The following is a 23496-nucleotide window of genomic DNA, read 5'->3' as shown; positions in this document are numbered from 1 at the left end:
CCATCCTGATGACAGAACACATTTCCGCTCCAAGTCCATCTCCTGTCGGTGAAGACTACCTGCTGTTAGGTCAATACGCCGAACGCGCCTATCTCGAATACGCCATGAGCGTGGTCAAAGGCCGCGCGCTGCCTGAAGTTTCAGACGGCCAAAAGCCTGTACAACGGCGTATTTTGTTTGCCATGCGCGATATGGGTTTGACGGCGGGGGCGAAGCCGGTGAAATCGGCACGCGTGGTCGGCGAGATTTTGGGTAAATACCATCCGCACGGCGACAGTTCTGCCTATGAAGCGATGGTTCGCATGGCGCAGGATTTTACCTTGCGCTATCCCTTAATCGACGGCATCGGCAACTTTGGTTCGCGCGACGGCGACGGGGCGGCGGCGATGCGTTACACCGAAGCGCGGCTGACGCCGATTGCGGAATTGCTGTTGTCCGAAATCAATCAGGGGACGGTGGATTTTGTGCCGAACTACGACGGCGCGTTTGACGAACCTGTACACCTGCCCACCCGTCTGCCTATGGTGTTGCTCAACGGTGCGTCGGGCATTGCGGTGGGTATGGCGACCGAAATCCCATCGCACAATTTAAACGAAGTCACACAGGCGGCGATTGCGTTGTTGAAGAAACCGACGCTGGAAACCGCCGACCTGATGCAGTATATCCCTGCGCCCGATTTTGCCGGCGGCGGTCAAATCATCACGCCGGCAGACGAATTGCGTCGGATTTACGAAACCGGCAAAGGCAGCGTGCGCGTGCGTGCGCGTTATGAAATCGAGAAGCTGGCGCGCGGACAATGGCGCGTGATTGTGACCGAGCTGCCGCCGAACGCCAATTCCGCCAAAATCCTTGCCGAAATCGAAGAACAAACCAACCCGAAACCGAAAGCGGGAAAAAAGCAGCTCAACCAAGACCAGCTCAACACCAAAAAGCTGATGCTGGATTTAATCGACCGCGTGCGCGACGAGTCAGACGGCGAACATCCTGTGCGTCTTGTATTTGAACCAAAATCCAGCCGCATCGATACGGATACTTTCATCAACACGCTGATGGCGCAGACTTCTCTGGAAGGCAATGTGTCCATGAACTTGGTAATGATGGGTTTGGACAACCGCCCTGCGCAGAAAAACCTGAAAACGATTTTGCAGGAATGGTTGGATTTCCGCGTCGTTACCGTAACACGCCGTCTGAAATTCCGTTTGAGTCAAGTGGAAAAACGGTTGCACATCCTCGAAGGCCGTCTGAAAGTCTTTCTGCACATTGACGAAGTGATTAAAGTCATTCGTGAATCAGATGATCCGAAAGCCGATTTAATGGCGGCGTTCGGGCTGACCGAAATCCAAGCCGAAGACATTTTGGAAATCCGCCTGCGTCAGTTGGCGCGTTTGGAAGGTTTCAAACTCGAAAAAGAATTGAACGAGTTGCGCGAAGAACAAGGTCGTCTGAATATTCTTTTGGGCGACGAAAACGAAAAACGTAAGCTAATTATCAAAGAGATGCAGGCGGACATGAAGCAGTTTGGTGACGCGCGCCGCACGCTGGTGGAAGAGGCCGGACGCGCCGTGCTGACACAAACCACCGCCGACGAACCCATCACGCTGATTCTGTCGGAAAAAGGCTGGATACGCAGCCGTGCCGGACACAACCTTGATTTGAGCCAAACCGCGTTCAAAGAAGGCGACCGTCTCAAACAAACCCTCGAAGGCCGCACGGTTTTGCCCGTCGTCATCCTGGATTCATTGGGCAGAACCTATACGCTTGATGCCGCCGAAATCCCTGGCGGACGCGGCGACGGCGTGCCGGTTTCATCCTTAATCGAGTTACAAAACGGCGCGAAACCCGTCGCCATGCTCACCGGCCAGCCAGAACAGCATTACTTGCTCTCAGGCAACGGCGGCTACGGTTTTATCACCAAGTTGGCCGATATGGTCGGACGCGTGAAAGCGGGTAAATTGGTCATGACCGTGGACAGTGGCGAAACCGTCCTGCCTCCGGTTGCCGTCTATGCTTCTTCACTGATCAATCCCGACTGCAAAGTCGTACTGGCCAGCAGCGACCACCGTCTCTTGGCGTTTTCCATCGGCGAACTCAAAGTCATGCCTAAAGGCCGCGGTTTGCAGCTGATGTCGTTGGCTGAGGGTGCATCTTTGGAACACATTATGGTGACGACCTCTTCTGAGTTTACCGTTGTATCGGTCGGCCGACGCGGTGCAGAACATCAGGAAAAACTACGTATTGCCGATATTGACGGCAAGCGCGGTAAAAAAGGCAAGGTATTGGAAATATCAGGCCGTCTGAAAAGTTTGTCCTGAAACAAGAACAAATATATCTAAATAAATTAAATTTATACGACATTGCATGATAATAAAAAAGGTTCACTTATGAACAGAGCCAATCTTCAAGAACTGGGTAATCTGAGGGAGCGGATTCCCGGTGTAATCAACATTGCCCGAATAGCCATCGTCTTACCGCTTTTGGTTTTGCACGCTTTCGGCAGCTACACAGGCGGCAACCTGATTGGCGTTTCGTTGCCGGACGTTGAGTTTTATATCTGGGTAACGCTGTATTTCTTCCTGATTATGCTCTCCGTGTTCCGCCCGGGCTGGCAGTGGCAGTCTTTGGATTTGCCCAATGCCAGTGCCGTGGTCGACATTACCATGATGATGGTTTTGGTGTATATCTCCGGCGGTACGGCTTCCGGTTTCGGGATTTTGGTTTTGCCGTTTGTTGCTACGTCGTGTCTGCTCAGTTATGGCCATTACCCCATGCTGTATGCAGGCTATACGGCCATGCTGTTTATTTTGAACCTGTTTTTAGACGGCAGCATGCGTTTCGATTCGTTTAATTGGGACGCGAAATCAATGGTGAATTCTTCGATGCTGATCGGCGCAGGCTATCTGGTGGCGATGCTGACCTCGTTTGCCGCCCGTTATTTGGAGCAGGCCTCAGAGTCCGCCAGCCGCCATCAACTTGCCTACCGCCGTATCAGCGGCTTGAACCATTTGGTTTTGAACCGCGTACAGGAAGCGGTTGTGGTGATTGATGCGACTCAACGCGTGTGGCTGTTTAACAAGCAGGCAAAAATCTATTTCCCCAGCCTGATTATCGATCAGCAGGAAATCGTGTTTGGCGAGCTGGTGGCACGTTGGCAGCGTCAACCCGACAAACCTTTTGAAACTGATATCCATATTTTCCAACATGCCATGCACGTTCGTGCCGTTCCACTGATTCAGGAGCAAACCGAGCTGCTGATGTTGTACGTCCGCTCATTGCGTGAAGTGGCTGCGGAGGCCATGTCCACCAAGCTAACTTCGCTTGGACAGTTGACTGCCAACCTTGCCCACGAAATCCGCAACCCGATGTCCGCCATCCGTCATGCCAGCGATTTGTTGCAGGAAGGCGACGAGGCAGATCCGCTCAAGGCCAAGCTCTACAACATCATCGACAGCAATATCCAACGTATCGACAAGATGTTGGAAGACGTATCCCTGCTTAACAAACGAGACAACATCAGCCGCCAGCCGATTAATCTGATGAAATTCTGGTTGGAGTTCAAGCAGGAATTTACCTTGAATAATCCCGATGCCATCGGCTGTCTGCGCATGAATATGGACGGCAACAACCTGACCGTATTGGTCGATCCTATGCACTTGCAGCAAGTGATGTGGAACTTGTGCAACAACGCTTGGAGACACAGCCGTCAGGACGAAAACGCCATTACCGTCCTTATCCGTTCAAGCGGCAGGATGCATATTTCCATCGTCGTGGCGGACAACGGCAAAGGCGTGCCGCCCGATGTACGAAATCATTTGTTCGAGCCGTTTTACACCACCGAAAAACAAGGCACCGGCTTGGGGCTTTACGTCGCACGCGAGTTGGCACACGCCAATATGGGGCAGCTGCATTATCACCCTGAAATGAACGGGTTTGAATTGATTTTACCGAAGGAGCAAGCGCAGGATGAATAAATTGCAAGAGCCGGTTTTGGTTGTCGATGACGAGGCAGACATCCGCGACCTGATGGAAATGACCCTGATGAAAATGGGTCTGCACGTCGATACTGCGGCTGGTGTTGAAGAGGCTAAAGACAAGCTGGACAACAACGATTATTCGCTGGTGTTGACCGATATGCGTATGCCTGACGGCTCCGGCCTCGAGGTTGTCCAATACATCGATGAACTGATGCTCGATACGCCCGTCGCCGTGATTACGGCTTTCGGCAATGCCGACCAAGCTGTTGAAGCCTTGAAAGCAGGGGCGTTTGATTATCTGCAAAAACCGATTACGCTGTCGCAGTTGCGTTCATTGGTTAAATCGGCAGTGTCGGTTTCAGACAATACTGCCGAACCCACGCCGTCTGAAAAAGTCAAATCGCAGCCTGCGCCTGTTTCTGCCGCCCTGTATAAACCCGAACCTCAGCCGGCTAAGCCTGTCGTTACGCCTCCTAAGAGCGTACAGAGTGAATTTAACCGGCCTTTGACTGTTCCGGAAGGGCTCAATTCCTTAAAAGAGCGTTTTTCGGCCGGCAGCATCAATCCTGCTTTGCAACAAGACGCACCTGTATTGGAAGGCGAGGACGATATGCCGCGCCTGTTGGGTACTTCGCCGCAAATGGTCGAAGTACGCCACCTGATTCGCAGATTGGCCCGCAGCCTTGTTCCTGTTTATATCTCCGGTGAATCCGGTACGGGTAAAGAGCAGGCGGCGCGCACGATTCACGAGCTGTCCGACCGCGCCGACAAACCATTTATTGCCGTCAACTGCGGTGCCATTCCTGAAAACCTGATGGAAAGCGAATTTTTCGGCTACAAAAAAGGCAGCTTTACCGGTGCGGATCAAGACCGTTTAGGTTTTTTCCAACACGCTGACGGCGGCACTTTGTTCCTTGATGAAGTTGCCGATTTGCCACTTGCCATGCAGGTCAAACTCCTGCGCGCCATTCAAGAAAAAGCCGTGCGTCGTATCGGCGATGCGCGGGAAACCTTTGTGGATGTGCGCATTATTTGTGCGACCCATAAAAACCTCGAAGCTTTGGTTGAAAGCGGCGCATTCCGTCAGGACTTGTATTACCGCCTCAACGTAGTCTCTCTGCATATGCCGCCTTTACGCGAAATGCGCGAAGACTTGGGCGCGCTGATTCTGTATCTGCTGTATAAACACCGTCACGGCAATCAAACCTACAAACTCAGCCCGAAAGCCCAAGAAGCCCTGTTGCATTACAGCTATCCCGGCAACTTCCGTGAGTTGGAAAACATCCTCGAACGCGCCGTTGCGCTAACGGTAGGCCAAGTGATACAAGTGGACGACTTGCAGATTCAAAATGCTCCGCAGGTTAAGGCAGAACGCAGCGGCTTCTCTTTTGACGATATTGCCGAACCCGACGCGCGTGAAACTACGCTCAATCACAGTCCCATTCCACCGTTTGATCCACGCACCATGCAGATACAGGATTACCTCGACCAAGTGGAACGCAGCATCATCGAGCAGGCTTTGCAGCAAACCCGTTACAACCGTACCCAAGCCGCCAAGCTTTTGGGCATCAGCTTCCGCTCTATGCGCTACCGTATGGAACGCTTGGACATCAATTAAAACGTTCAGACGGCCTGAGTTTTCAAGGCCGTCTGAAACATAAGCCTTATGTACAAGATTTATTTTGACGAAACCGCATCTACCGAACTTCGCAGCCTTGCTGCACCTTTCGGGCTGACCGTTATTGATCGGCAGCCTGAAGAAGGCAGTTTCCTTATCGCTGACGAAAGCGGCATCAGTTTGTGCCGCGCCGGTGAAAAAGGCCGTGTTCGCGTTGATTTTGATGGCGGTGCCGCCCATTATCGGCGCACTAAAGGTGGAGGCGAGTTGATTGCCAAAGCCGTCAACCATACTGCGCAACCGACTGTCTGGGACGCTACCGGCGGACTGGGGCGCGACAGTTTTGTGCTTGCCTCGTTGGGCTTGAATGTACAAACTTTTGAACAAAATCCTGCTGTTGCCTGTCTACTTTCAGACGGCCTCAACAGGGCAGGGCAAAGTGAAGAGACACGGGAGATTGCCCAGCGAATTATTTTGCACTTCGGCAATGCCGCTGATTTAATGCAGGAATTGTCCACGCAAAACGGCAGCCCCGATGTGGTGTACCTCGACCCGATGTATCCGGAGCGTCGCAAAACCGCCGCTGTGAAAAAAGAAATGGCTTACTTTCACGATTTGGTCGGTGCGGCACAAGACGAAGCCGAGCTTCTGAACGTTGCATTGAATACCGCCAAAAAGCGCATTGTCGTCAAACGCCCGCGCTTGGGTGAATTTCTCGATAGGCGCAAACCTGCTTATCAATATACAGGCAAAAGCACGCGTTTTGACGTTTACCTTCCGACAAGGCCGTCTGAAGACTAAAAGCAAACTTGCAACATATCAAAAGAAACCGCCGGCGTTATCAGCGCGGCGGCAAAGTGTGATATAAATACCCTTTCCCAAACTTCATTGGAGCAAACTATCATGGAATTAGTATTCATCCGTCACGGACAAAGCGAATGGAACGCGAAAAACCTTTTCACCGGCTGGCGCGACGTCAAGCTGAGCGAGCAAGGTTTGGCAGAAGCCGCAGCAGCAGGTAAAAAGCTGAAAGAGAAAGGCTACGAGTTTGACATCGCCTTTACCTCCGTTCTGACCCGTGCCATCAAAACCTGTAACATCGTTTTGGAAGAATCCGACCAACTGTTTGTTCCACAAATCAAATCATGGCGTTTGAACGAACGCCACTACGGTCAGCTGCAAGGTATGGATAAAAAACAAACCGCAGAAAAATACGGCGACGAGCAAGTCCACATTTGGCGCCGCAGCTACGACACCCTGCCTCCGCTGCTCGATCCTAAAGATCCTAACTCCGCCCACAACGACCGCCGCTATGCCAACCTGCCTAGCGATGTCGTACCTGATGGCGAAAACCTCAAAGTTACCCTCGAGCGCGTCCTGCCTTTCTGGGAAGACCAAATCGCTCCGGCCATCTTGAGCGGCAAACGTGTATTGGTTGCGGCACACGGCAACTCCCTGCGTGCGTTGGCAAAACACATCGAAGGCATTTCCGACGAAGACATCATGGGCTTGGAAATCCCAACCGGTCAGCCGCTGGTGTACAAATTGGATGAAAACCTGAAAGTGATTGAAAAATTCTACCTGTAAGGTAAAGAGAAAAAAGGACGTGTTGGACACGTCCTTTTTTGTACTTGTCAGTATCGAGGCCGTCTGAAGGCAGTTGATGGCGGGTGACATGAAAAAAGGACGCGTAAAGCGTCCTTTATGGAGATTAAACCCTGTATTACTGGTTTTTCTCGATAATTTCTTTGAGGTGAGGCATAGGGCTGTAACCGCTTTGGCTGCGGCCGTTAGGGAAGACCACGGTCGGTGTGCCGTTGAAGCCGAATTGTTCGCCCAATGAAGTGGTTTCTGCAACAGGGTTTTCGCAGTTTGCTTTGCCGCTTGGGAGTTTGCCTTTGCGCATCCAGTCGATCCATGCCTGGGTCGGATTAGGTTGACACCACAACAGCTCGGCTTTGCGCGCGGCATCAGGGTGCAGGCTCGGAATCGGCATCATGAATGTATAAATCGTGATGTCGGTCATTTTTTCAAACTCATGCTCCAAGCGTTTGCAGTACGGGCAGTCCGGATCGGAGAAAACAGCGACTTTCAGTTTGCCGTTGCCGCGTACTTCTTTGATGGCTTTATCCAAAGGCAGGGAAGCGAAGTCGATTTTGTTCAAATCGGCGGCGCGTTCTTCAGTCATGCTTTGGCGCGTATTGACGTTGATGAGGTCGCCAACGAGCATATAGTCGCCTTTAGCATCGGTATAGATGATTTGTTTGCCGCTGACGACAACTTCATAAATGCCTTTAATCGGTGTTTCACTGACGCTCAAAACTTTCAAATCTTGGGCGGCATAGACTTTTTCCAGACGCGCTTTCAAAGAAGCGGCAACGGATTTGTCGGCAGGCGCTTCCGCTTTGGCGGCCGGAGCAGGCGCCGCATTGGCGTTGGATACGGCAGGTTGACCGCATGCCAACAAAGGAAGGACGGCAAACGGCGTTAAGATTTTGATTAACTTGGTTTTCATGCGAGAGACTTGCGTGTGTTGAAAGTAAGGCATTGTATCAAACCTCTGTCATGTCTGCATTGTACTAAGGCTCAAATTATCGTCTGAAAATAGCTTTCGGCTGTTAAAATACGAAAAAATGATTTGATTGTTTGTATGATCTACCACCGTATTGCCGTAAACGTGCCGCTTTCAGACGGCCTTTTGACGTATTCCTATTCCGAGCCGCTTCCTCCGGGAACGCGGGTGCTTGTGCCTTTCCGCAATAAAACCGTTGTTGGGGTTGTGTGGGAAACGGATATTGCGCCGGATATGGATACGGCGCGGATTTTGAGTGTTCAGACGGCCTTTATGGAAGAAAAGCCGTTGCCTCAAAGCTGGCGTGATTTGTTGGCATTTACGTCGCGTTATTACCACTATCCGACCGGGCAGGCGGTGTTTGCCGCATTGCCGCAAGGTTTGAAGGAAACGCGCGTGGTGGAAATGCCGCAGCCGCCGTTGTTTTACGCTTTGAACGAAGCGGGTAGGGCGCAAACGCCGCCGCCGTCTCGGTTCAACAAAAAAGCGGCTTTGTGGGACGCGCTGCTGTCGGGCGGGATGACGATGGCGGCGTTGAAGCAGGTGAACGCGCAGGCGGCGAAATTAATTGAAGATTGGGCGGAACAGGGTTGGATTGAAACTATGGAAGCGGCGAAACCCGTTTTAAGGTCGTGCAATGGGCAGGCTTCGCACTCTGAATTTGTATTAAATGCTGACCAGCAGAAGGCTTCCGATGAAATTCAGACGGCCTTCGGTAAATTTCAGCCGTTTTTGCTGTACGGCATCACCGGCAGCGGCAAGACCGAGGTATATTTCGATGCGATGGCGAAAGTGTTGGCGCAGGGGCGGCAGGTGTTGTTTCTGTTGCCCGAAATCAACCTCACGCCGCAGCTTTTGAAGCGGGTGGAAGACCGTTTTGCCGATGTGCCGACCGCTGTGTTGCACAGCCAAATGGCGGCAGGCAAACGCACGCAGGATTATCTGCGCGCGATGTTGGGACAGGCGAAATTGGTCATCGGCACGCGGCTGGCGGTGTTCACACCGATGGATGATGTCGGGCTGATTGTGGTCGATGAGGAACACGACGGCTCGTTCAAACAGGACAACGAATTACGCTACCACGCCCGCGATTTGGCGGTGTGGCGGGCGAAGCAGAGCGGCTGTCCCGTCGTCTTGGGCAGCGCCACGCCCAGCTTGGAGAGCTGGCACAAGGCGCAAAGCGGCGCGTACCGCCTGCTGCAACTGACCGAACGCGCCCATACCACTGCGCAACTGCCGCAAGTAGACATCCTCAACGTAGGTCGTCTGAAACTCGACAACGGCTTCTCGCCGCAAGCCTTGCAGCTTTTGAAACAGAACTTTGAAGCAGGCGGCATGTCGCTGGTGTACCTCAACCGGCGCGGCTTCGCGCCCGCGCTGTTTTGCGGCGACTGCGGCCATACCTTCGGCTGCCCGAACTGCTCCGCCAAGATGGTGCTGCACCAACGCGCCCGCCAACTGCGCTGCCACCACTGCGACCACCGCGAACCCATCCCATTCAAATGCCCCGACTGCGGCAACCAAGACCTGACCGCCGTCGGCCACGGCACGCAGCGCGTCGAAGAAACCCTGCGCGCCTTCCTGCCCAAGGCCGCCGTCGTCCGCGTCGACAGGGACAGCACCGCGCACAAAAATGACTGGGCGGATTTGTACCGCCGCATCGCCGACAACGAAATCGATATTCTGGTCGGCACGCAGATGCTCGCCAAAGGTCATGATTTCGCGCGACTCAACCTTGTTATCGTGTTAAACGCCGACGGCAGTCTATACAGCGCGGATTTCCGCGCGCCGGAAAGGCTGTTCGCCGAGCTGATGCAGGTGTCCGGCAGGGCGGGGCGCGCCGACAAACCCGGCAAGGTGTTGATACAGACCCAACTGCCCGAACATCCCGTCTTCGCCGCCGTCAAAGCGCAGGACTACGCCGTGTTTGCCGAAAACGAATTGAACGAGCGACAAATGTTCGCCATGCCGCCCTTCGGTTTCCAGACTGCCGTCCGCGCCGACGCGCCGCGCGTTGCCGATGCGATGGAGTTTCTCAACGCCGCCAAAGAAACCATTGCTCCGCTTTTGCCTGAAAGCGTCTCCCAGTTCGGCGCCGCCCCCATGCTGATGGTGCGCCTTGCCGAACGCGAACGTGCGCAAGTTTTCCTCGAATCGACATCTCGACAAGATTTGCATCGCGCCGTGAGTTTGTGGGTACAAGTGTTACAGCAAAACAGGGACGGCAAAATCCGATGGTCGGTGGACGTTGATGTGCAAGAGGCTTGATTGAAATGATTCAATCAATATAGAAATAAAAGGCCGTCTGAAAATCTGTTTTTCAGACGGCCTTAAGTTTTGGAATCAGTTTAGAAGAATTTTGCAGCGATATAGCCGAGTGCAAGCAGACTCAAAACGGCGAATACGATAGCCATTGTAAGCAGAAACTGTGTTTTCTTCCTTGCTGCAAGTGCGGCCAGCTCAGGATTTTGGCCTAACTCTTCGCGTAGTTGGGATTCCAATTCAGCACGGATTTTCTTGCGCAGCTTTTTCTCTTCCTGCTCGCGTTCATATTTGAGCTTGTGGGCAATTTCGGTTTGTTTTTTATGCTCGAAAGAGATTTTTTCCTGCCATTCAATGCGCTTGCGCTGGATGGCCAGCTCATTTTTTTCTGTCAAATCAAAGTGGCAGGTTTTACATTCCTGTGCGTCGAGTTCGTCGATAATCGTCATGCAGACTGGGCATTGGATAGGGTCGGGCGTGTTGACTGCCAACACGGGTTCTTCTTCAACCGCTTCCAACTCCATAGCCTGACGGACGATTACGTCCAAACCTAAATAGCTGAAGTAATGCTGCGCATTTTCGCGCTCGTCTTGGGTGCATTTCTCGGCCACAATAGCTTGCGGACGCTCGGCCAAAGCTTGAATCAGACTCTCGACTTCGTTTTCAGGCAGGTTGTCATACAGGCAGGCATGGATGCGCTCCCTATCCGTGTTCGGCGGATAGGAAACGTATACGTCGAAAAATTTTTCTTGTTTGCTCATTGATATCCCATGAATATTTCGACTGCATCAACCAAATGGGTTGGGTCTGAGGTTTTGTTATTGTGTTTGAGCTGTTTTGGCTTGCGATGCAGGCAAAAACAGAGGCCGCAGTCTTAGGCAGACCGGATAGGGGGTGCCTTTGTGTCGTTAATCGGCTGGACAATGATTTTTTATTTATATGGCAATATGCATGTCCAATGTTATGTCTATTGTAGAGTAAATATTCACGCCCGATATTATTATTATAAGATAAATCCAATATTGTTTAAAATAAATTCACACAAAAGGCCGTCTGAAGATACAGACGGCCTGTTTTTCATGAAGAAACGGATTATTTATACGGAGAAGGACGAGCCGCAACCGCAAGTTGTTTCGGCATTCGGATTGCGGATGACGAATTGAGAACCTTGCAGGCTTTCGGTGTAGTCGATTTCTGCACCAACCAGATATTGGTAGCTCATCGGGTCGACCAAGAACGTCAGGCCGTTTTTTTGGATTTCGAAATCGTCGTCGTTTTTGATTTCATCAAAGGTAAAACCATATTGGAAGCCGGAGCAACCGCCGCCGTTGACGAATACGCGCAATTTCAAATCGGGATTGTTCTCTTCGGCGATCAGGTCGGCAACTTTGGTGCAGCAGCTGTCAGTAAAGATAATAGGGCTTTCGTCTGACATGATGTGATTCCTTTTATATGAATATTTTTACTATTGTCGCTCAAACCGTTAGCCAAGGCAAGTTTGTGCAGACAGGGTCTGCCAGCTTACATGGAGGGCATGGCAGAAATTTCAAGCACCAGTATGTCAGATTTAGATGCTTCTGCCAAACCATTCTACACGGCCGATGATGGCAACGTCGTCGGTCGGGTTTTTCAAGTCGATTTCAAAAGTAGGGTAGGCTTCGTTGGCAGAAATGACGTTGACGATGCCACCGGGTATCAGTTGCAGGCGTTTGACCAAAAGGTTTTCATTGAGGCGTAAAACATAGAGGCCGTCGCGCGGCGTGGTTTGGCCGTGGTTGATGAGGATGGTGTCGCCATCATTCAGCACGCCTTCCATCGAGTCGCCTTTGACTGAGATAACGGAAAGGTTTTTGATGTCTCGCGTTACATAATTTTCAATCCAATAGCGTCGGAACGCCATGGCGAATATGGGTTGCTCATCGCCGACGAGCTGGCCGTGTCCGGCCGCGGCCTGGATGTCGTAACGCGGTACGAAGACAAATTCGTCTATATCGACAGGGTTGCCTAGTGTGTCGGTTGCTGTGGCCTTTGGGGCTTCGGAATCAGGGAAGGGAGAACCTTCGCCTGTTAAAAGCCAGTCTATGCTGCAGCCTTTAAGTTGTTTGATTTTTTTTAGCGTTTCCGATTTCGGCAGGCCTCCTTCGTTCCAGATACGGCTGAATCCGGCGATGGTCATATCGATGTCGGCGGCAATTTTGGCTTGGCGGGCTTCATCTTTCCATAAGAAAGCCAGGCGGTCTTTAAAGGTATCCATGTTTATGCCTTTGTGGAGGTATGTTTTTTATATGGTTTGGACGATTTGAGTGTATTTTACCTTAGTTTTTATAAAATTGTAAGAAAAAAATTACTTCATCTAAGAAAAAGTATTGCATATTCTATTTTTTCTTAGTATTATTCGTTTTGTCTTAGATAAATCGATATTTCTAAATTTCTGTTCGATTTTTCTTAGTTTAATTTTATTTGGTTTAGTTTTTCTGATTTAAACCTGCTATATGATTATGATGAGAGGTGTGAAATGACTCGTTCGCGTAAAAATACTTTTTGGGTGCTGCTGGCGTTGGTACTGGGTTTTTTTGCTCTGCCTTTCGGATCTTCGGAGGCGCATGAGGCGGACGGTAATCTGACGGCTTCGGAATGCGAACGCTTGGGCAGCTTGAGTCTGGATCAGATGGACGGCAGGCTGCTGGCTTTTGCCAAAGAATGCGATATGGTGGAGGCTACCCACGATTGGGAGCAACAGTACGGCAACTTGAATGAAGAAGAAATGCTTGCCGGCGTAGTGTATGAGTGATGTTTGTGAATGAATCGATAAAGGCCGTCTGAATGATCAAAGTTTCAGACGGCCTTGTGTTTTTAATAATGATGGCTTAAGGCATCAATGGTGCATTAGTCAGGCCGGTGGTTTCGGGTAGGCCGAACATGATGTTCATATTCTGCACGGCTTGACCGGCTGCGCCTTTGACCAAGTTGTCGATGACGGAAAGAACAATCCACACATCGTCTTGTTCGGGCGCTTTTTGAACGCTGATACGACAAAGGTTGGCGCCGCGCACGCTGCGGGTTTCAGGTGTCGAACCTGAAGGCAGGATATCGACAAAAGGACTGTCGCGGTAGTATTCGCGCAGTAAGGCTTCAGGATCGGTATGTTCTTGCAGGTGCAGATACAGGGTGGCGTGCATGCCGCGTATCATCGGAACAAGGTGTGGCACGAAAATCAGGCCGTCTGAAACATGGTCTTGCAGCCCAGACAGGGTTTGTCGGATTTCAGGCAGATGGCGGTGGCCGCTGACGCCGTAGGCTTTGAAGTTATCGCCTGCTTCGCACAACAGGGCATGGGTACTGGCTTTTCGGCCTGCACCGGAAACACCGGATTTACAGTCGGCAATCAGAGGCGCGTTGGCTTTCAGACGGCCAGCCTGAAGCAGCGGCAATAAGGGCAGGGAAACGCAGGTAGGGTAGCAGCCTGGGTTGGCCACCAGCATGGCTTTGGCGATGTCGTCTTTGTAAAGTTCGCACAAACCGTACACTGCTTGGGAAACGAGTTGCGGCGCGGCATGGGTCATTTTGTACCATTGTTCCCATGTTGGGATGTTGCGGATGCGGAAGTCGGCAGACAGGTCAATCACGCGTACGCCTTTTTCGACAAGGGACGGTGCTTCTTTCATGGCCACGCCGTTGGGTGTGGCGAAGAACACAAGGTCGCAGCGGTCAAGTCCGGCATCCTCGGGCGTTTGGAATGCAAGGTCGTAAATGCTGCGCAGGCTGGGGAAGTAGTCGGCAACCGCAATACCGGCTTCGCTTCGGCTGGTGACGGCAGTGACTTCTACGTTGGGGTGGCTGCTGAGCAGGCGTAACAATTCAACGCCTGTGTAACCGGTTGCACCGACGATACCAATTTTAATTTTTGTGGTCATGGTGTGGCTCCTTTGTAGGGGTAACAATGCGTTTGATTATATAGTAATTAATTGCCGTCGGTCAGCGGTGCTTGTGCCAAGCTTTGCAATAGAGGGCTAAACAGGCCGTCTGAAATATGGGATTAACGATATTGGAGAGAGGATTTCAGACGGCCTGAGCGTTTGGAAAACGCAGTTTGCGGTTTGATTTGTGGTGGGTGTTTCGTCTTTATCCTATCCATACGAATACACAATAAAAATGTAAAAAAATGCCCCCGGGTTGGAGGACCGGAGGCAAGTATCCAAGGAGTAGCTCTCATCAACAAGAACTAGTTACTTGGTACTATATCCCTTGTTAGGATTGAAAGCAAGCGTTTTGCACATTTTAACGGTTAAATAATTTTTTCATTCAAATTCAGCGAGCTATCAGATAGGGATCGAATCCTGAGATAATGGTAATAGAGGATAGGCTAAGAACAATTAAAACGGCAGGTATCAGTGATTGGGAGCAGCCATACTCTGAGCATTACTCTGATGTGTGTGTACATGGCAATATTGATTGAGTCGGTCGGGGGGGAAGCTGAAACCTTCTAACTAACCGAGTTGAGCTAAAGTGAGGCCTTCTTCAAACTGATTGATAAAATAGCTGAAAGGCATGAAATGCGTGCGCCGATGAGGAAGGGTTTGTTTTTAAATATAAATTTACAAATCATTTATTTCATTCAATTTTGATATTGTTAAACCATCGGGCCAAAAAAAGGTTGCCATCGGAAGGGGAGCCGTTGGCAACGAATGGAGGTGGTAATGCAATGAAAGCTAGATATAAGGAGTAGTGCCAAACTAGCTATAAGTAACTATATCGAAACTGTAAGAAAAATCAACACAAGTTGCCTGTTACTGGCAAAAATTTTTAGTCGGCTTGCCTAAAATCAAATTTTTAAGTAATTGCTTGGTTAGTTGATGCTGGGATTGGTATTGGTAGCTTGAGCTGAATTGTTATAGGCCGTCTGAAAATTGCCGGGGTTGTTCGGCTATAATGCTGTTTTGGTTTTTTAAGGCCTTTGCAAAAATATGGTTTTGTTGTTTTAAGCTGAATGTGTACCAGATTTTTTTGCAAAGCTTTTGGGGTATGAGGAGAAAGAGATGAAGAAGGTTTTGGTGTTGCAACATGGGGATTTGGGCGCGTGCGACTGGTCGGTGTTTGGCGGTTTGGTGTCTGCGCCATCAGGGAAGTCGGTGTTGCGTGTGCCGGTTGATGATGATTTTGAATTGACGGACGAGATGCGTGCGGCGTTGATTGCGCAGCAGATAGATGGCGCAGTATTGCCGGATGTGGCTTTTGCTGATTTGGGACTGATTGTCAGCGATATGGATTCGACGCTGATTACGATTGAGTGTGTGGATGAGATTGCGGCCGGTGTCGGGCTGAAGGATGAGGTGGCTGCAATTACGGAGCAGTCGATGCGCGGCGAGCTGGACTTTGAGCAGTCTTTGCGTAAGCGTGTGGCTTTGCTGGCCGGTTTGGACGAGCGCGTGTTGGAGGAAGTGTACGAGAATGTGTTGCAGCTGTCGCCGGGCGCGGAATTTTTGTTGGAAGAGTGTAAACGGAATGATATGAAGTTTATGCTGGTGTCGGGTGGATTTACGTTCTTTACGGAACGCCTGCAACGGCGTTTGGGCTTGGATTTCCATTTTGCAAATGTATTGGAAGTGGAAAACGGCAAGCTGACAGGCCGTCTGAAAGGGCGGATTATCGATGCGCAGGCTAAGGCGGATTTGTTGCGTGAATACCGTGAGCGTCTGGGTTTGGCTCCGTGGCAGGTGGTGGCGATGGGTGATGGTGCGAATGATATTCCGATGATACGGGAGGCGGGATTCGGCATTGCTTATCGGGCGAAACCGAAAACTGAAGCGAATGCGGATGCGTGTGTGCGCTTTGGTGGTTTGGAACGGATACGCGGTTGGTTTGCGTAAACGGTTTGAGGATGTTTGTCAGTCAGGCCGTCTGAACAATCGGGAAACCGGTTTTCAGACGGCCTGATGTTTTATAAGGCGATAAAACGGTAACCTTCGGCATCGACTTCGAGAATGGAGGCGTAATTGTCGCGCCAGTCGCCGAGTACGATACGGGTGTAATCGGCGTTGCGGTGGATGTTTTCGCGGTGGGTATGGCCGTGGATGAGCAGGGGCGTGTGGAAGCGTTGGACGGTTTCGTGGGTAAAGGCCGGATTGACATCCATGATGTCGGCGGTTTTGTGTTGTTTGTCCTGTTTACTCTGCTTGCGGATTTTGGTGGCGATGTTTAGCCGGAGTGTGAGCGGCAAAAGCAGGAACAGGCGTTGCAGCCATTTTTGATGGACGGTACGGCGGAATTTTTGATAAGAATGGTCGTCGGTGCAAAGGGTGTCGCCGTGACAGAGTAGGGTGGGTGTGCCGAACAGGTCGATCACAGCGTACTCGGGCAGTAAGGTCATGCCGGTATCGCGGGCGAAGGTTTTGCCGATGAGGAAGTCGCGGTTGCCATGGATAAAATAGCAGGCGATGCCGCGCTCGGTCAGGCCGCGGATAGTTTGTTTGATGGTTTGAACCAAAGGGCTGTTTTCGTCATCGCCGATCCAAAAATCGAAAAGGTCGCCAAGAATGTATACGGCTTGGGCGTGGACGGCTTTTTCTTGCATAAATTTTTGGAAGAGTGCGGTCAGCTGAGGATGGGATTCGCTCAGGTGCAAATCGGCGATGAAGTAAATCGGCATGATGATGTGGGGCGTATGGGAAGGGTTTTATTATAACTTGGGTTGCCGCGTTTGGATTTGGGCTTGGTGTTTTTCGTTTGTAATGTAGTGATTTTATTGTTTTGATTTGGTGTGATAAAGGCCGTCTGAAACATCTTTTCAGACGGCCTTTTGGTTTATTGGGCTTTGCCCTGATAAGTGATTTGTTTCAGCGTATCTTCTTGGTACAAGTCGCTGATGGGGACGGTATAGAAGAATTCGTTGCTACGGACAAAGCGGTTGACCAAGTCTTTGTCGAGATGGAGGACGTGGTGTCGCAGTTTGTTTAGGCCTTTGAATATCATGGTACTCCAACGCATATAGCCGTCTGAATTAGGGCGGATGTCGTTCATGGCGTCAAGGGCGAGGAGTTTGCGGTTTTGCTCTTCTTTATCCAAAGGATGGGAATAGATGCTTTGGAAGTAAAACGGTTGCTCGGAGGATGGCGGCAGGCTGAGGGAGGAACCTACTTTGCCGATAGGGAAGTCGTCGCTCAGATAATGTATGGTGTGTAAAAACAGATTGCCACGGCGGTAATCGATTTTGCGTAGGGCTTCGATGGCGGCCAGCGCAGTATGTTGGTGGTCGGGATGCGCATCAATATTGGGGGACGGCGATACGATAATATCCGGCTGGAACGTTTCTATCAGATAGCCAAGGTTATCCACTAAGCTGGTCCAAGTCGAGCCGGGTTTGAGGTGCTTCGCCAATGAGGAGGTATTGGCACGGCGAAAAATATCGACATCGGCTGTATCGATTTTGGTCGATTTAATCTCTTTTTCCGGATTTTGGCGCATGGCGGTCAATGTGCTGTCGAAGTAGCCCAGTTGCAGGATGTTTTCAGACGGCACGCCGGCCAAAAGGGGAACGGTCAGGCTGTTCCAAACGCGCATCCGGCCTTTTTGCAGATATTGTGCCTGAGTATCGCAGTCGCATGTGCTGTAAAGATTGCCATAGTGAAAGCTGCCGCCTTCGCTGGCGGTTAAAGTGCAGATCATTGAATTGGCCGCGTGTTTTTCGTACAAACCGTATGCGCTGAGTTCGGCATCGTCAGCATGAGGCGCGAGGACAAGGATTTTTTTGCCGTCTAGGTTTTCACGTGGATAAACAGAGAGTTCGATTTCTTGGTCGGGCAAGGACAGGTATTTGCCTTCCAAGCGGACAGTTTTGTCGCTGTCGGAGAAGGTGTCGCTCAGATTGATATAGCGCACGCCTTTTGCGCCGTATTCGAAATATTGCTTCCATTTGCCTTTGGATGAAATGGTTTCGACAAAAGGCAAGAACAACAGTCCCATCCAGTTGGACTTGATGCGGATTTTGGCAATGACGGTATCCTGTCCGCTGACAGTGGCGGGCAAGGTTAGGCTGCCGCCTTTGAGGGTAGCATGCGCGGTAGAGGGAAGGGAGGGATAGTTATAGTCTTGGTGTGTGTTATAGGCAAACTGTTTTTTGTGAATAATTGAAGTAATAATAAACAACAAAATAAAAAAAGTCAGTATCAGCCCCGTCAGTATCAGAAACATTGTTTGGTTCCTTTATTGTTGTAACAGTCATGATAGTGCTTGTGGAGCTTATTTGTTTGTTTTTCTTACAAACGGTTGTTTTTCATACTCTAACGTCATTAAAGTGAACATTTAAAATAAAACAGTTTGCGGGTTGATTATATATAAACGACCAAAATGTAGAAAGGCCGTCTGAAAAATTTGAAAGAAATTTCAAAAATTTCAGACGGCCTTGATATTTTAAAGGTTAAGCCGGTAAATTATGCTTCTTTTGTTTCAACTGCTTTCTGACGCAGACGTAGGCTTAACTCGCGAAGTTGTTTGTCGTCGACCACATTAGGTGCATTGGTCAGCAGACATTGTGCACGTTGTGTTTTTGGGAAGGCAATCACGTCGCGGATGGATTCCGCACCAGTCATCAGGGTAACCAGACGGTCGAGGCCGAATGCAAGGCCGCCGTGAGGAGGCGCACCGAATTTCAGGTTGTCCAAGAGGAAGCCGAATTTCTCTTGTTGTTCTTCAGGGCTGATTTTCAGCGCGGCAAACACTTTCTCTTGTACGTCTGCGCGGTGGATACGGATAGAGCCGCCGCCGATTTCCCAGCCGTTCAACACCATGTCGTAGGCACGGGCCAAACAGTTTGCCGGGTCGGAAACCATCAGGTCTTCATGACCTTCTTTAGGCGCGGTAAACGGATGGTGTACGGCAACGTAGCGGTCGGCTTCTTCGTCGTATTCGAACATTGGGAAATCGACAACCCACAAAGGTTTCCATTCGTCTACGAAGTAGCCGTTGTCTTTGCCGTGTTCCAAGCCGACTTTGATACGCAGCGCGCCGATGGCTTCGTTCACGACTTTGGCTTTGTCTGCGCCGAAGAAGATGATGTCGCCGTTTTGCGCGCCGGTACGCGCAATGATTTCTTTCAGGGCGTTTTCAGACAGGAATTTGACGATTGGAGATTGTAGGCCGCTGTCTTCGCCGTTGGAGAGGTTGCTCACATCGTTTACTTTGATGTATGCCAGACCTTTCGCGCCGTAGATGCCGACAAATTTAGTATATTCGTCGATTTCTTTGCGGCTGAATTTCGCGCCGTTAGGTACGCGCAGAGCGACTACACGGCCGCCTTTCATGTCGGCTGCACCACGGAAGACTTTGAATTCTTCGGTCTTCATTAGGTCGGTCAACTCGGTGAATTTCAAGTTGATGCGCATATCCGGTTTGTCAGAGCCGTAGTAGAACATGGCTTCAGAGTAAGGCATGCGTGGGAAGTCGCCCAAATCTACGTTCAAAGCATCTTTGAAGACTTGTTTGGCCATGCCTTCAGTGATGTCCATGATTTCATCCTCGTTCAAGAACGAGGTTTCCAAGTCGATTTGGGTAAATTCAGGTTGACGGTCGGCACGCAAGTCTTCGTCACGGAAACATTTGGTGATTTGGTAGTAACGGTCGAAACCGGCAACCATCAGCAATTGTTTGAACAATTGCGGAGATTGCGGCAGAGCGAAGAATTCACCCGGATGAACGCGGCTTGGCACGAGGTAGTCGCGCGCGCCTTCCGGAGTGGAGCGGGTCAGCATCGGGGTTTCGATGTCGATGAAGCCTTGCGCGTCCAGATAACGGCGAACGCCCATGGCCACTTGATAACGCAGGCGCAGGTTGCGTTGCATGGTAGGACGGCGCAAGTCGATAACGCGGTTGGTCAGGCGCACGTTTTCGCTGATGTTTTCATCGTCAATTTGGAACGGAGGCGTAGCAGCAGCGTTCAAGACTTCGATTTCTTTGGCAAGGATTTCGATTTTGCCGGAAATCATTTTGTCGTTGGTTGTACCTTCTGGACGATTGCGTACGCGGCCGGTAATGCTCAAAACGTATTCGTTGCGGGAAGAGTCGGCAGCGGCAAATGCTTCCGGAGTGTCAGGGTCGATAACGACTTGAACGATGCCTTCGCGGTCGCGCAGGTCAATAAAAATCACACCGCCGTGGTCGCGTCGGCGGTGTACCCAGCCTTTGACGGTAACGGTTTGGTCTAAGTATTGCTCGCTGATAAGGCCGCAATAGTTGGTACGCATAAAATCACCTTTTTATATTGTTCAATTTGAAAAAGAAGGAAAGGCCGTCTGAAAAAAAGAAGACCTTAATTGTTGTGTTCGGTATCACCGTCTTTAGACGGTTTTTGGGCAGGTAGGGCTTTAACCGGCAAGTCGTCTGGCATGACCATGCCCAGTGAAATCACATATTTCAATGCCTGATCCACGCTCATGTCCAGCTCGCGCACGTCGCTTTTTTTCACCATGATGTAATAGCCGCCGGTCGGGTTGGGCGTGGTTGGGACGTAAACGGAAATATAGTCGTCATCTTGCGGCAGGCTGCCTTTGAGTTTGGCGGGAATATGGCCGGAAACAAAGGCTATCGTCCAAATGCCCGGTTGCGGAAAGGGAACCAGTACGGGGGTTTTGAACGAGCGGCTGCTGTCAGAGAGCAGGGATTCGGAAACTTTTTTAACGCTGGAGTAGATGGATTTGACGACGGGAATGCGTCCTAAAAGGCTGTCCCATGCACCGAGAATCCGTCTACCCAATACGTTGGCGGCGAATACGCCGGTAACGAACAAGACGACTGTGGCGGCGACGATGCCCAAGCCGGGAATGTTGAATCCCCAGAAATGCTGGGGCTGCCAGCTTTCCGGCAATAGGTTGATCAGTCTGTCGGCGGCGGAGATGATGTAGCTCATCGCCCAGATGGTTACGGCAATCGGCAACCAAACCAGCACGCCTGTAATCAGGTATTTCTTTAAAGCCTTGGCGATTTTTCCGCTTTCGGCTGCGGCTTCTGTCATCTTTGTTTCATTCCGGCAAGTTTTGCCCAAACTTTACATTATACGCGTTTGGGCGCTAGGAAACGAGTATTTTAAACGAATGGCTTGTTTTGTTTTATTGTTTCAGACAGCCGCCTTGATTGCATAGGCCGTCTGAAACAATATGGGGGCATTTAGATGCCGTCCCAGTCGTTGAACATCAGGCCGAAGCCGATGCCGTTTTGTTTGTGGTTGTAGTCAATCAGACTTTCGCCGTAGCCGTGGAAGCCGCGGACAACGCCTTTGAGTTTGCCTTTGATGGGGAAAGTATAGGCCGCTTCAACGGCACCGCGTCCGCTTTTCGGGTTGTAACGCAGGACGGAATAAACATTTTGCTTATCGTTGAAACGGTATTGGACTTTCAAGTCGCCGTAGCCCATGTATTTGTTGATGTCCGGATTGTCATCGTCATCCCCTTTTTGGTCGAAGGCGCGCATCCAAACTCTAGGGATGACGGTCAGCTTGCCCCATTCCATACCGGCCATGGCGTAAACCCGGTTCCATGAGCGTGATTCGGGGCGGCTTTGACCATTGGACTGGTGAACAAAACCTGCGCCAACCATACGCAGTTTGCCGCCGAAAGGCAGGTCTGCTTTAACGGGTTGGGTAATGAAGATTTCAGGCTCGTAGTCGGTATTGCGGAACGGAGCGGATTTGCGGCCTTGGTTGAAGATTTGCCAGTCGGATTTTTGGGTGTAGCCAAACCATACGTCGGCACGGGTTTTGAATAAATCTTCGGCAATCTTGCTTTTGAAGGAAACCTGCATTTTGGTTTCAAGGCGTTTTTGCTCGCTGAATTTTTCCTGCGTGGTTACGCCACGACTGGGGGATTCCGGGTGGTAGTTGGGGCTGCTGTTGTACCAAACGGGCATGAGGTACATAGGGTTGTGCTCGCGTACGCTCAACAGGCCGCGTGTGTCGTTTTTATCCAAATCGTACATCAGGCTTAAAGGTGTGTAGCTGTCGGTAGTTTCGCTTAATACGTCGTCTGAAATATTCGGATGGGTAGGGTTGTCGAATACGATGGCCGCTTCTTTTTTCTCGATGCTCTTGCGGACGCTTTGTTCGAGGTCAACTGGTGTTTTGGCGGTTTCGGTTTGCGCTTGCGGCAGTGGGAATTGAGGGGGGAGTTGCGCCGAGTAGATGTTGTCGTAACACGCCAAACGGGTGGCGTTGTCTTGAATGGTGGTGCAGTGTAGGGCGGTATCGGCGGTGGCCAGCGGGGCTGCGGCAATGAATCCGATACTTAGGGAATGTTTCAACATCTTGGTCATGAGAGTTTCCGTTGTTTTTCAGACGGCCTGATGAAAGGGTAAATGGTTTTATTTAGTTGGTTTGGGCGGTGAATACGGCAATGCCCCTGAAAGGCAGGACCTCAGGGGCATCGTATCAGCTCGATTATCCTGCTTTGGTTATCAGGACTTCCAGCATCTGCATCAGTATTAAGCCAAAGCTTTTACTTTAGCAGACAGACGGCTTTTGTGACGGGCTGCTTTGTTTTTGTGGAATACGCCTTTGTCAGCGATACGGTCGATGACTTTAACGGATTCTTGGTAAACTGCTTGAGCAGCAGCTTTGTCGCCGGCTTCAACTGCTTTCAACACTTTTTTCACAGCGGTACGGAATGCAGTACGCAGGCTGGCGTTGTGGGCGCGTTGTTTAACCGACTGGCGGGCACGTTTGCGGGCTTGTGCGCTGTTTGCCATATTGAATATCTCCTGAAAAATAAATTCTGTAAACGCGCAATTTTAAAGACAGATTTCCTTGTATGCAAGTTTTTTCTCTATAAACGTGCGCAAATCAGCCGTATTTTGCCCAAAAACGACAGCCGGTGCAACGCTTTTGGGAAAAAGATGATATTGCTTTGCCTTATTTCAATAAAAATCAGATGGATATTGCTTTGCGTTTGCTTACGTTTCCATTACAATAGCCTAACTTTGCGCCGGGGTGTTTATGGGGTGCAGGGTTTCTTATTTAGGGTATACGGATTTAATGGTTGATGGGGCACCTTCACCCCATCAATCTGATACCACCCTCAGATGGTTGATAGATC

19 protein-coding genes are annotated in these 23496 nt (G+C 50.6%); 8 read left to right on the top strand and 11 right to left on the bottom strand.

Annotated elements, in window-relative coordinates:
• Positions 1-8: 8 nt before the first annotated feature.
• From parC to ACTHS3_RS02085, 5 genes are all read left to right on the top strand, one after another.
• Complete coding sequence (gene parC, locus ACTHS3_RS02105) at positions 9-2312, top strand: DNA topoisomerase IV subunit A (protein WP_440366997.1); 2304 nt, start codon at positions 9-11, stop codon at positions 2310-2312.
• Between the two features lie 69 nt (positions 2313-2381).
• A complete protein-coding gene (locus ACTHS3_RS02100; RefSeq protein ID WP_070625064.1) occupies positions 2382-3968 on the top strand; it encodes a two-component system sensor histidine kinase NtrB in 1587 nt (528 codons plus the stop codon).
• The gene (locus tag ACTHS3_RS02095; protein ID WP_004518841.1) at positions 3961-5589 is read left to right on the top strand and encodes a sigma-54-dependent transcriptional regulator; all 1629 of its coding nucleotides are present in this window, start codon (positions 3961-3963) and stop codon (positions 5587-5589) included. Before ACTHS3_RS02100 ends, ACTHS3_RS02095 begins: the two co-directional genes overlap by 8 nt.
• Before the next feature lie 48 nt (positions 5590-5637).
• The gene (locus ACTHS3_RS02090) at positions 5638-6390 is read left to right on the top strand and encodes a class I SAM-dependent methyltransferase (RefSeq protein WP_070625063.1); all 753 of its coding nucleotides are present in this window, start codon (positions 5638-5640) and stop codon (positions 6388-6390) included.
• Positions 6391-6492: 102 nt separating this feature from the next.
• Positions 6493-7176, top strand: a complete 684-nt coding sequence (locus ACTHS3_RS02085; RefSeq protein WP_049337039.1) for a 2,3-diphosphoglycerate-dependent phosphoglycerate mutase — start codon at positions 6493-6495, stop codon at positions 7174-7176.
• Positions 7177-7312: 136 nt separating this feature from the next.
• Here the strand turns inward: ACTHS3_RS02085 and ACTHS3_RS02080 are convergent, their stop codons facing one another.
• Entirely contained in the window at positions 7313-8104 is a 792-nt protein-coding gene (locus ACTHS3_RS02080; RefSeq protein WP_004518838.1) for a DsbC family protein, read from the bottom strand.
• A 135-nt stretch (positions 8105-8239) separates the two neighbouring features.
• Here ACTHS3_RS02080 and ACTHS3_RS02075 point away from each other — a divergent pair, with 135 nt between their 5' ends.
• Positions 8240-10429, top strand: coding sequence for a primosomal protein N' (locus tag ACTHS3_RS02075; protein WP_004518837.1), 2190 nt, complete (start codon positions 8240-8242; stop codon positions 10427-10429).
• A gap of 80 nt (positions 10430-10509) precedes the next feature.
• Here the strand turns inward: ACTHS3_RS02075 and ACTHS3_RS02070 are convergent, their stop codons facing one another.
• The 3 genes from ACTHS3_RS02070 to ACTHS3_RS02060 all read right to left on the bottom strand — a co-directional run bounded on the left by ACTHS3_RS02070 (position 10510) and on the right by ACTHS3_RS02060 (position 12677).
• Positions 10510-11184: a hypothetical protein gene (locus ACTHS3_RS02070; protein ID WP_004518836.1), complete on the bottom strand. Its 675-nt coding sequence runs from the start codon at positions 11182-11184 to the stop codon at positions 10510-10512.
• 335 nt (positions 11185-11519) lie between these two features.
• A complete protein-coding gene (gene erpA / locus ACTHS3_RS02065; protein ID WP_003680162.1) occupies positions 11520-11858 on the bottom strand; it encodes an iron-sulfur cluster insertion protein ErpA in 339 nt (112 codons plus the stop codon).
• A gap of 132 nt (positions 11859-11990) precedes the next feature.
• Positions 11991-12677 carry a S24 family peptidase gene (locus ACTHS3_RS02060; RefSeq protein WP_004518834.1) on the bottom strand — a complete coding sequence of 229 codons (687 nt, stop codon included), beginning with the start codon at positions 12675-12677 and terminating at the stop codon, positions 11991-11993.
• A gap of 261 nt (positions 12678-12938) precedes the next feature.
• Between ACTHS3_RS02060 and ACTHS3_RS02055 the strand changes: the two genes are divergently transcribed.
• Positions 12939-13214 (top strand): hypothetical protein, encoded by a 276-nt coding sequence (locus ACTHS3_RS02055; protein ID WP_003680156.1) that lies wholly within the window; start codon positions 12939-12941, stop codon positions 13212-13214.
• A gap of 76 nt (positions 13215-13290) precedes the next feature.
• On the opposite strand, the gene argC is transcribed toward ACTHS3_RS02055, so the two are convergent.
• Complete coding sequence (gene argC / locus ACTHS3_RS02050) at positions 13291-14337, bottom strand: N-acetyl-gamma-glutamyl-phosphate reductase (RefSeq protein ID WP_070625062.1); 1047 nt, start codon at positions 14335-14337, stop codon at positions 13291-13293.
• A 1122-nt stretch (positions 14338-15459) separates the two neighbouring features.
• Between argC and serB the strand changes: the two genes are divergently transcribed.
• Positions 15460-16290, top strand: coding sequence for a phosphoserine phosphatase SerB (gene serB, locus ACTHS3_RS02045; protein WP_083307453.1), 831 nt, complete (start codon positions 15460-15462; stop codon positions 16288-16290).
• A 71-nt stretch (positions 16291-16361) separates the two neighbouring features.
• Here the strand turns inward: serB and lpxH are convergent, their stop codons facing one another.
• From lpxH to rpsT, 6 genes are all read right to left on the bottom strand, one after another.
• Positions 16362-17072, bottom strand: coding sequence for a UDP-2,3-diacylglucosamine diphosphatase (gene lpxH, locus ACTHS3_RS02040; RefSeq protein ID WP_210386326.1), 711 nt, complete (start codon positions 17070-17072; stop codon positions 16362-16364).
• Positions 17073-17224: 152 nt separating this feature from the next.
• On the bottom strand, positions 17225-18610 hold the full coding sequence (locus ACTHS3_RS02035; RefSeq protein ID WP_070625060.1) for a PIG-L deacetylase family protein: 1386 nt from the start codon (positions 18608-18610) through the stop codon (positions 17225-17227).
• A 239-nt stretch (positions 18611-18849) separates the two neighbouring features.
• Positions 18850-20658, bottom strand: coding sequence for an aspartate--tRNA ligase (gene aspS / locus ACTHS3_RS02030; RefSeq protein ID WP_070625059.1), 1809 nt, complete (start codon positions 20656-20658; stop codon positions 18850-18852).
• A gap of 65 nt (positions 20659-20723) precedes the next feature.
• Complete coding sequence (locus tag ACTHS3_RS02025; RefSeq protein ID WP_070625058.1) at positions 20724-21425, bottom strand: DUF502 domain-containing protein; 702 nt, start codon at positions 21423-21425, stop codon at positions 20724-20726.
• A gap of 152 nt (positions 21426-21577) precedes the next feature.
• Positions 21578-22717: a phospholipase A gene (locus ACTHS3_RS02020; RefSeq protein WP_070625057.1), complete on the bottom strand. Its 1140-nt coding sequence runs from the start codon at positions 22715-22717 to the stop codon at positions 21578-21580.
• Positions 22718-22885: 168 nt separating this feature from the next.
• The gene (rpsT, locus tag ACTHS3_RS02015) at positions 22886-23149 is read right to left on the bottom strand and encodes a 30S ribosomal protein S20 (protein ID WP_002212556.1); all 264 of its coding nucleotides are present in this window, start codon (positions 23147-23149) and stop codon (positions 22886-22888) included.
• Positions 23150-23496 lie beyond the last annotated feature (347 nt).

The sequence above is a fragment of the Neisseria sp. P0009.S007 genome (genome assembly GCF_051962515.1).
This window is presented reverse-complemented; position numbering and strand designations above follow the sequence as displayed.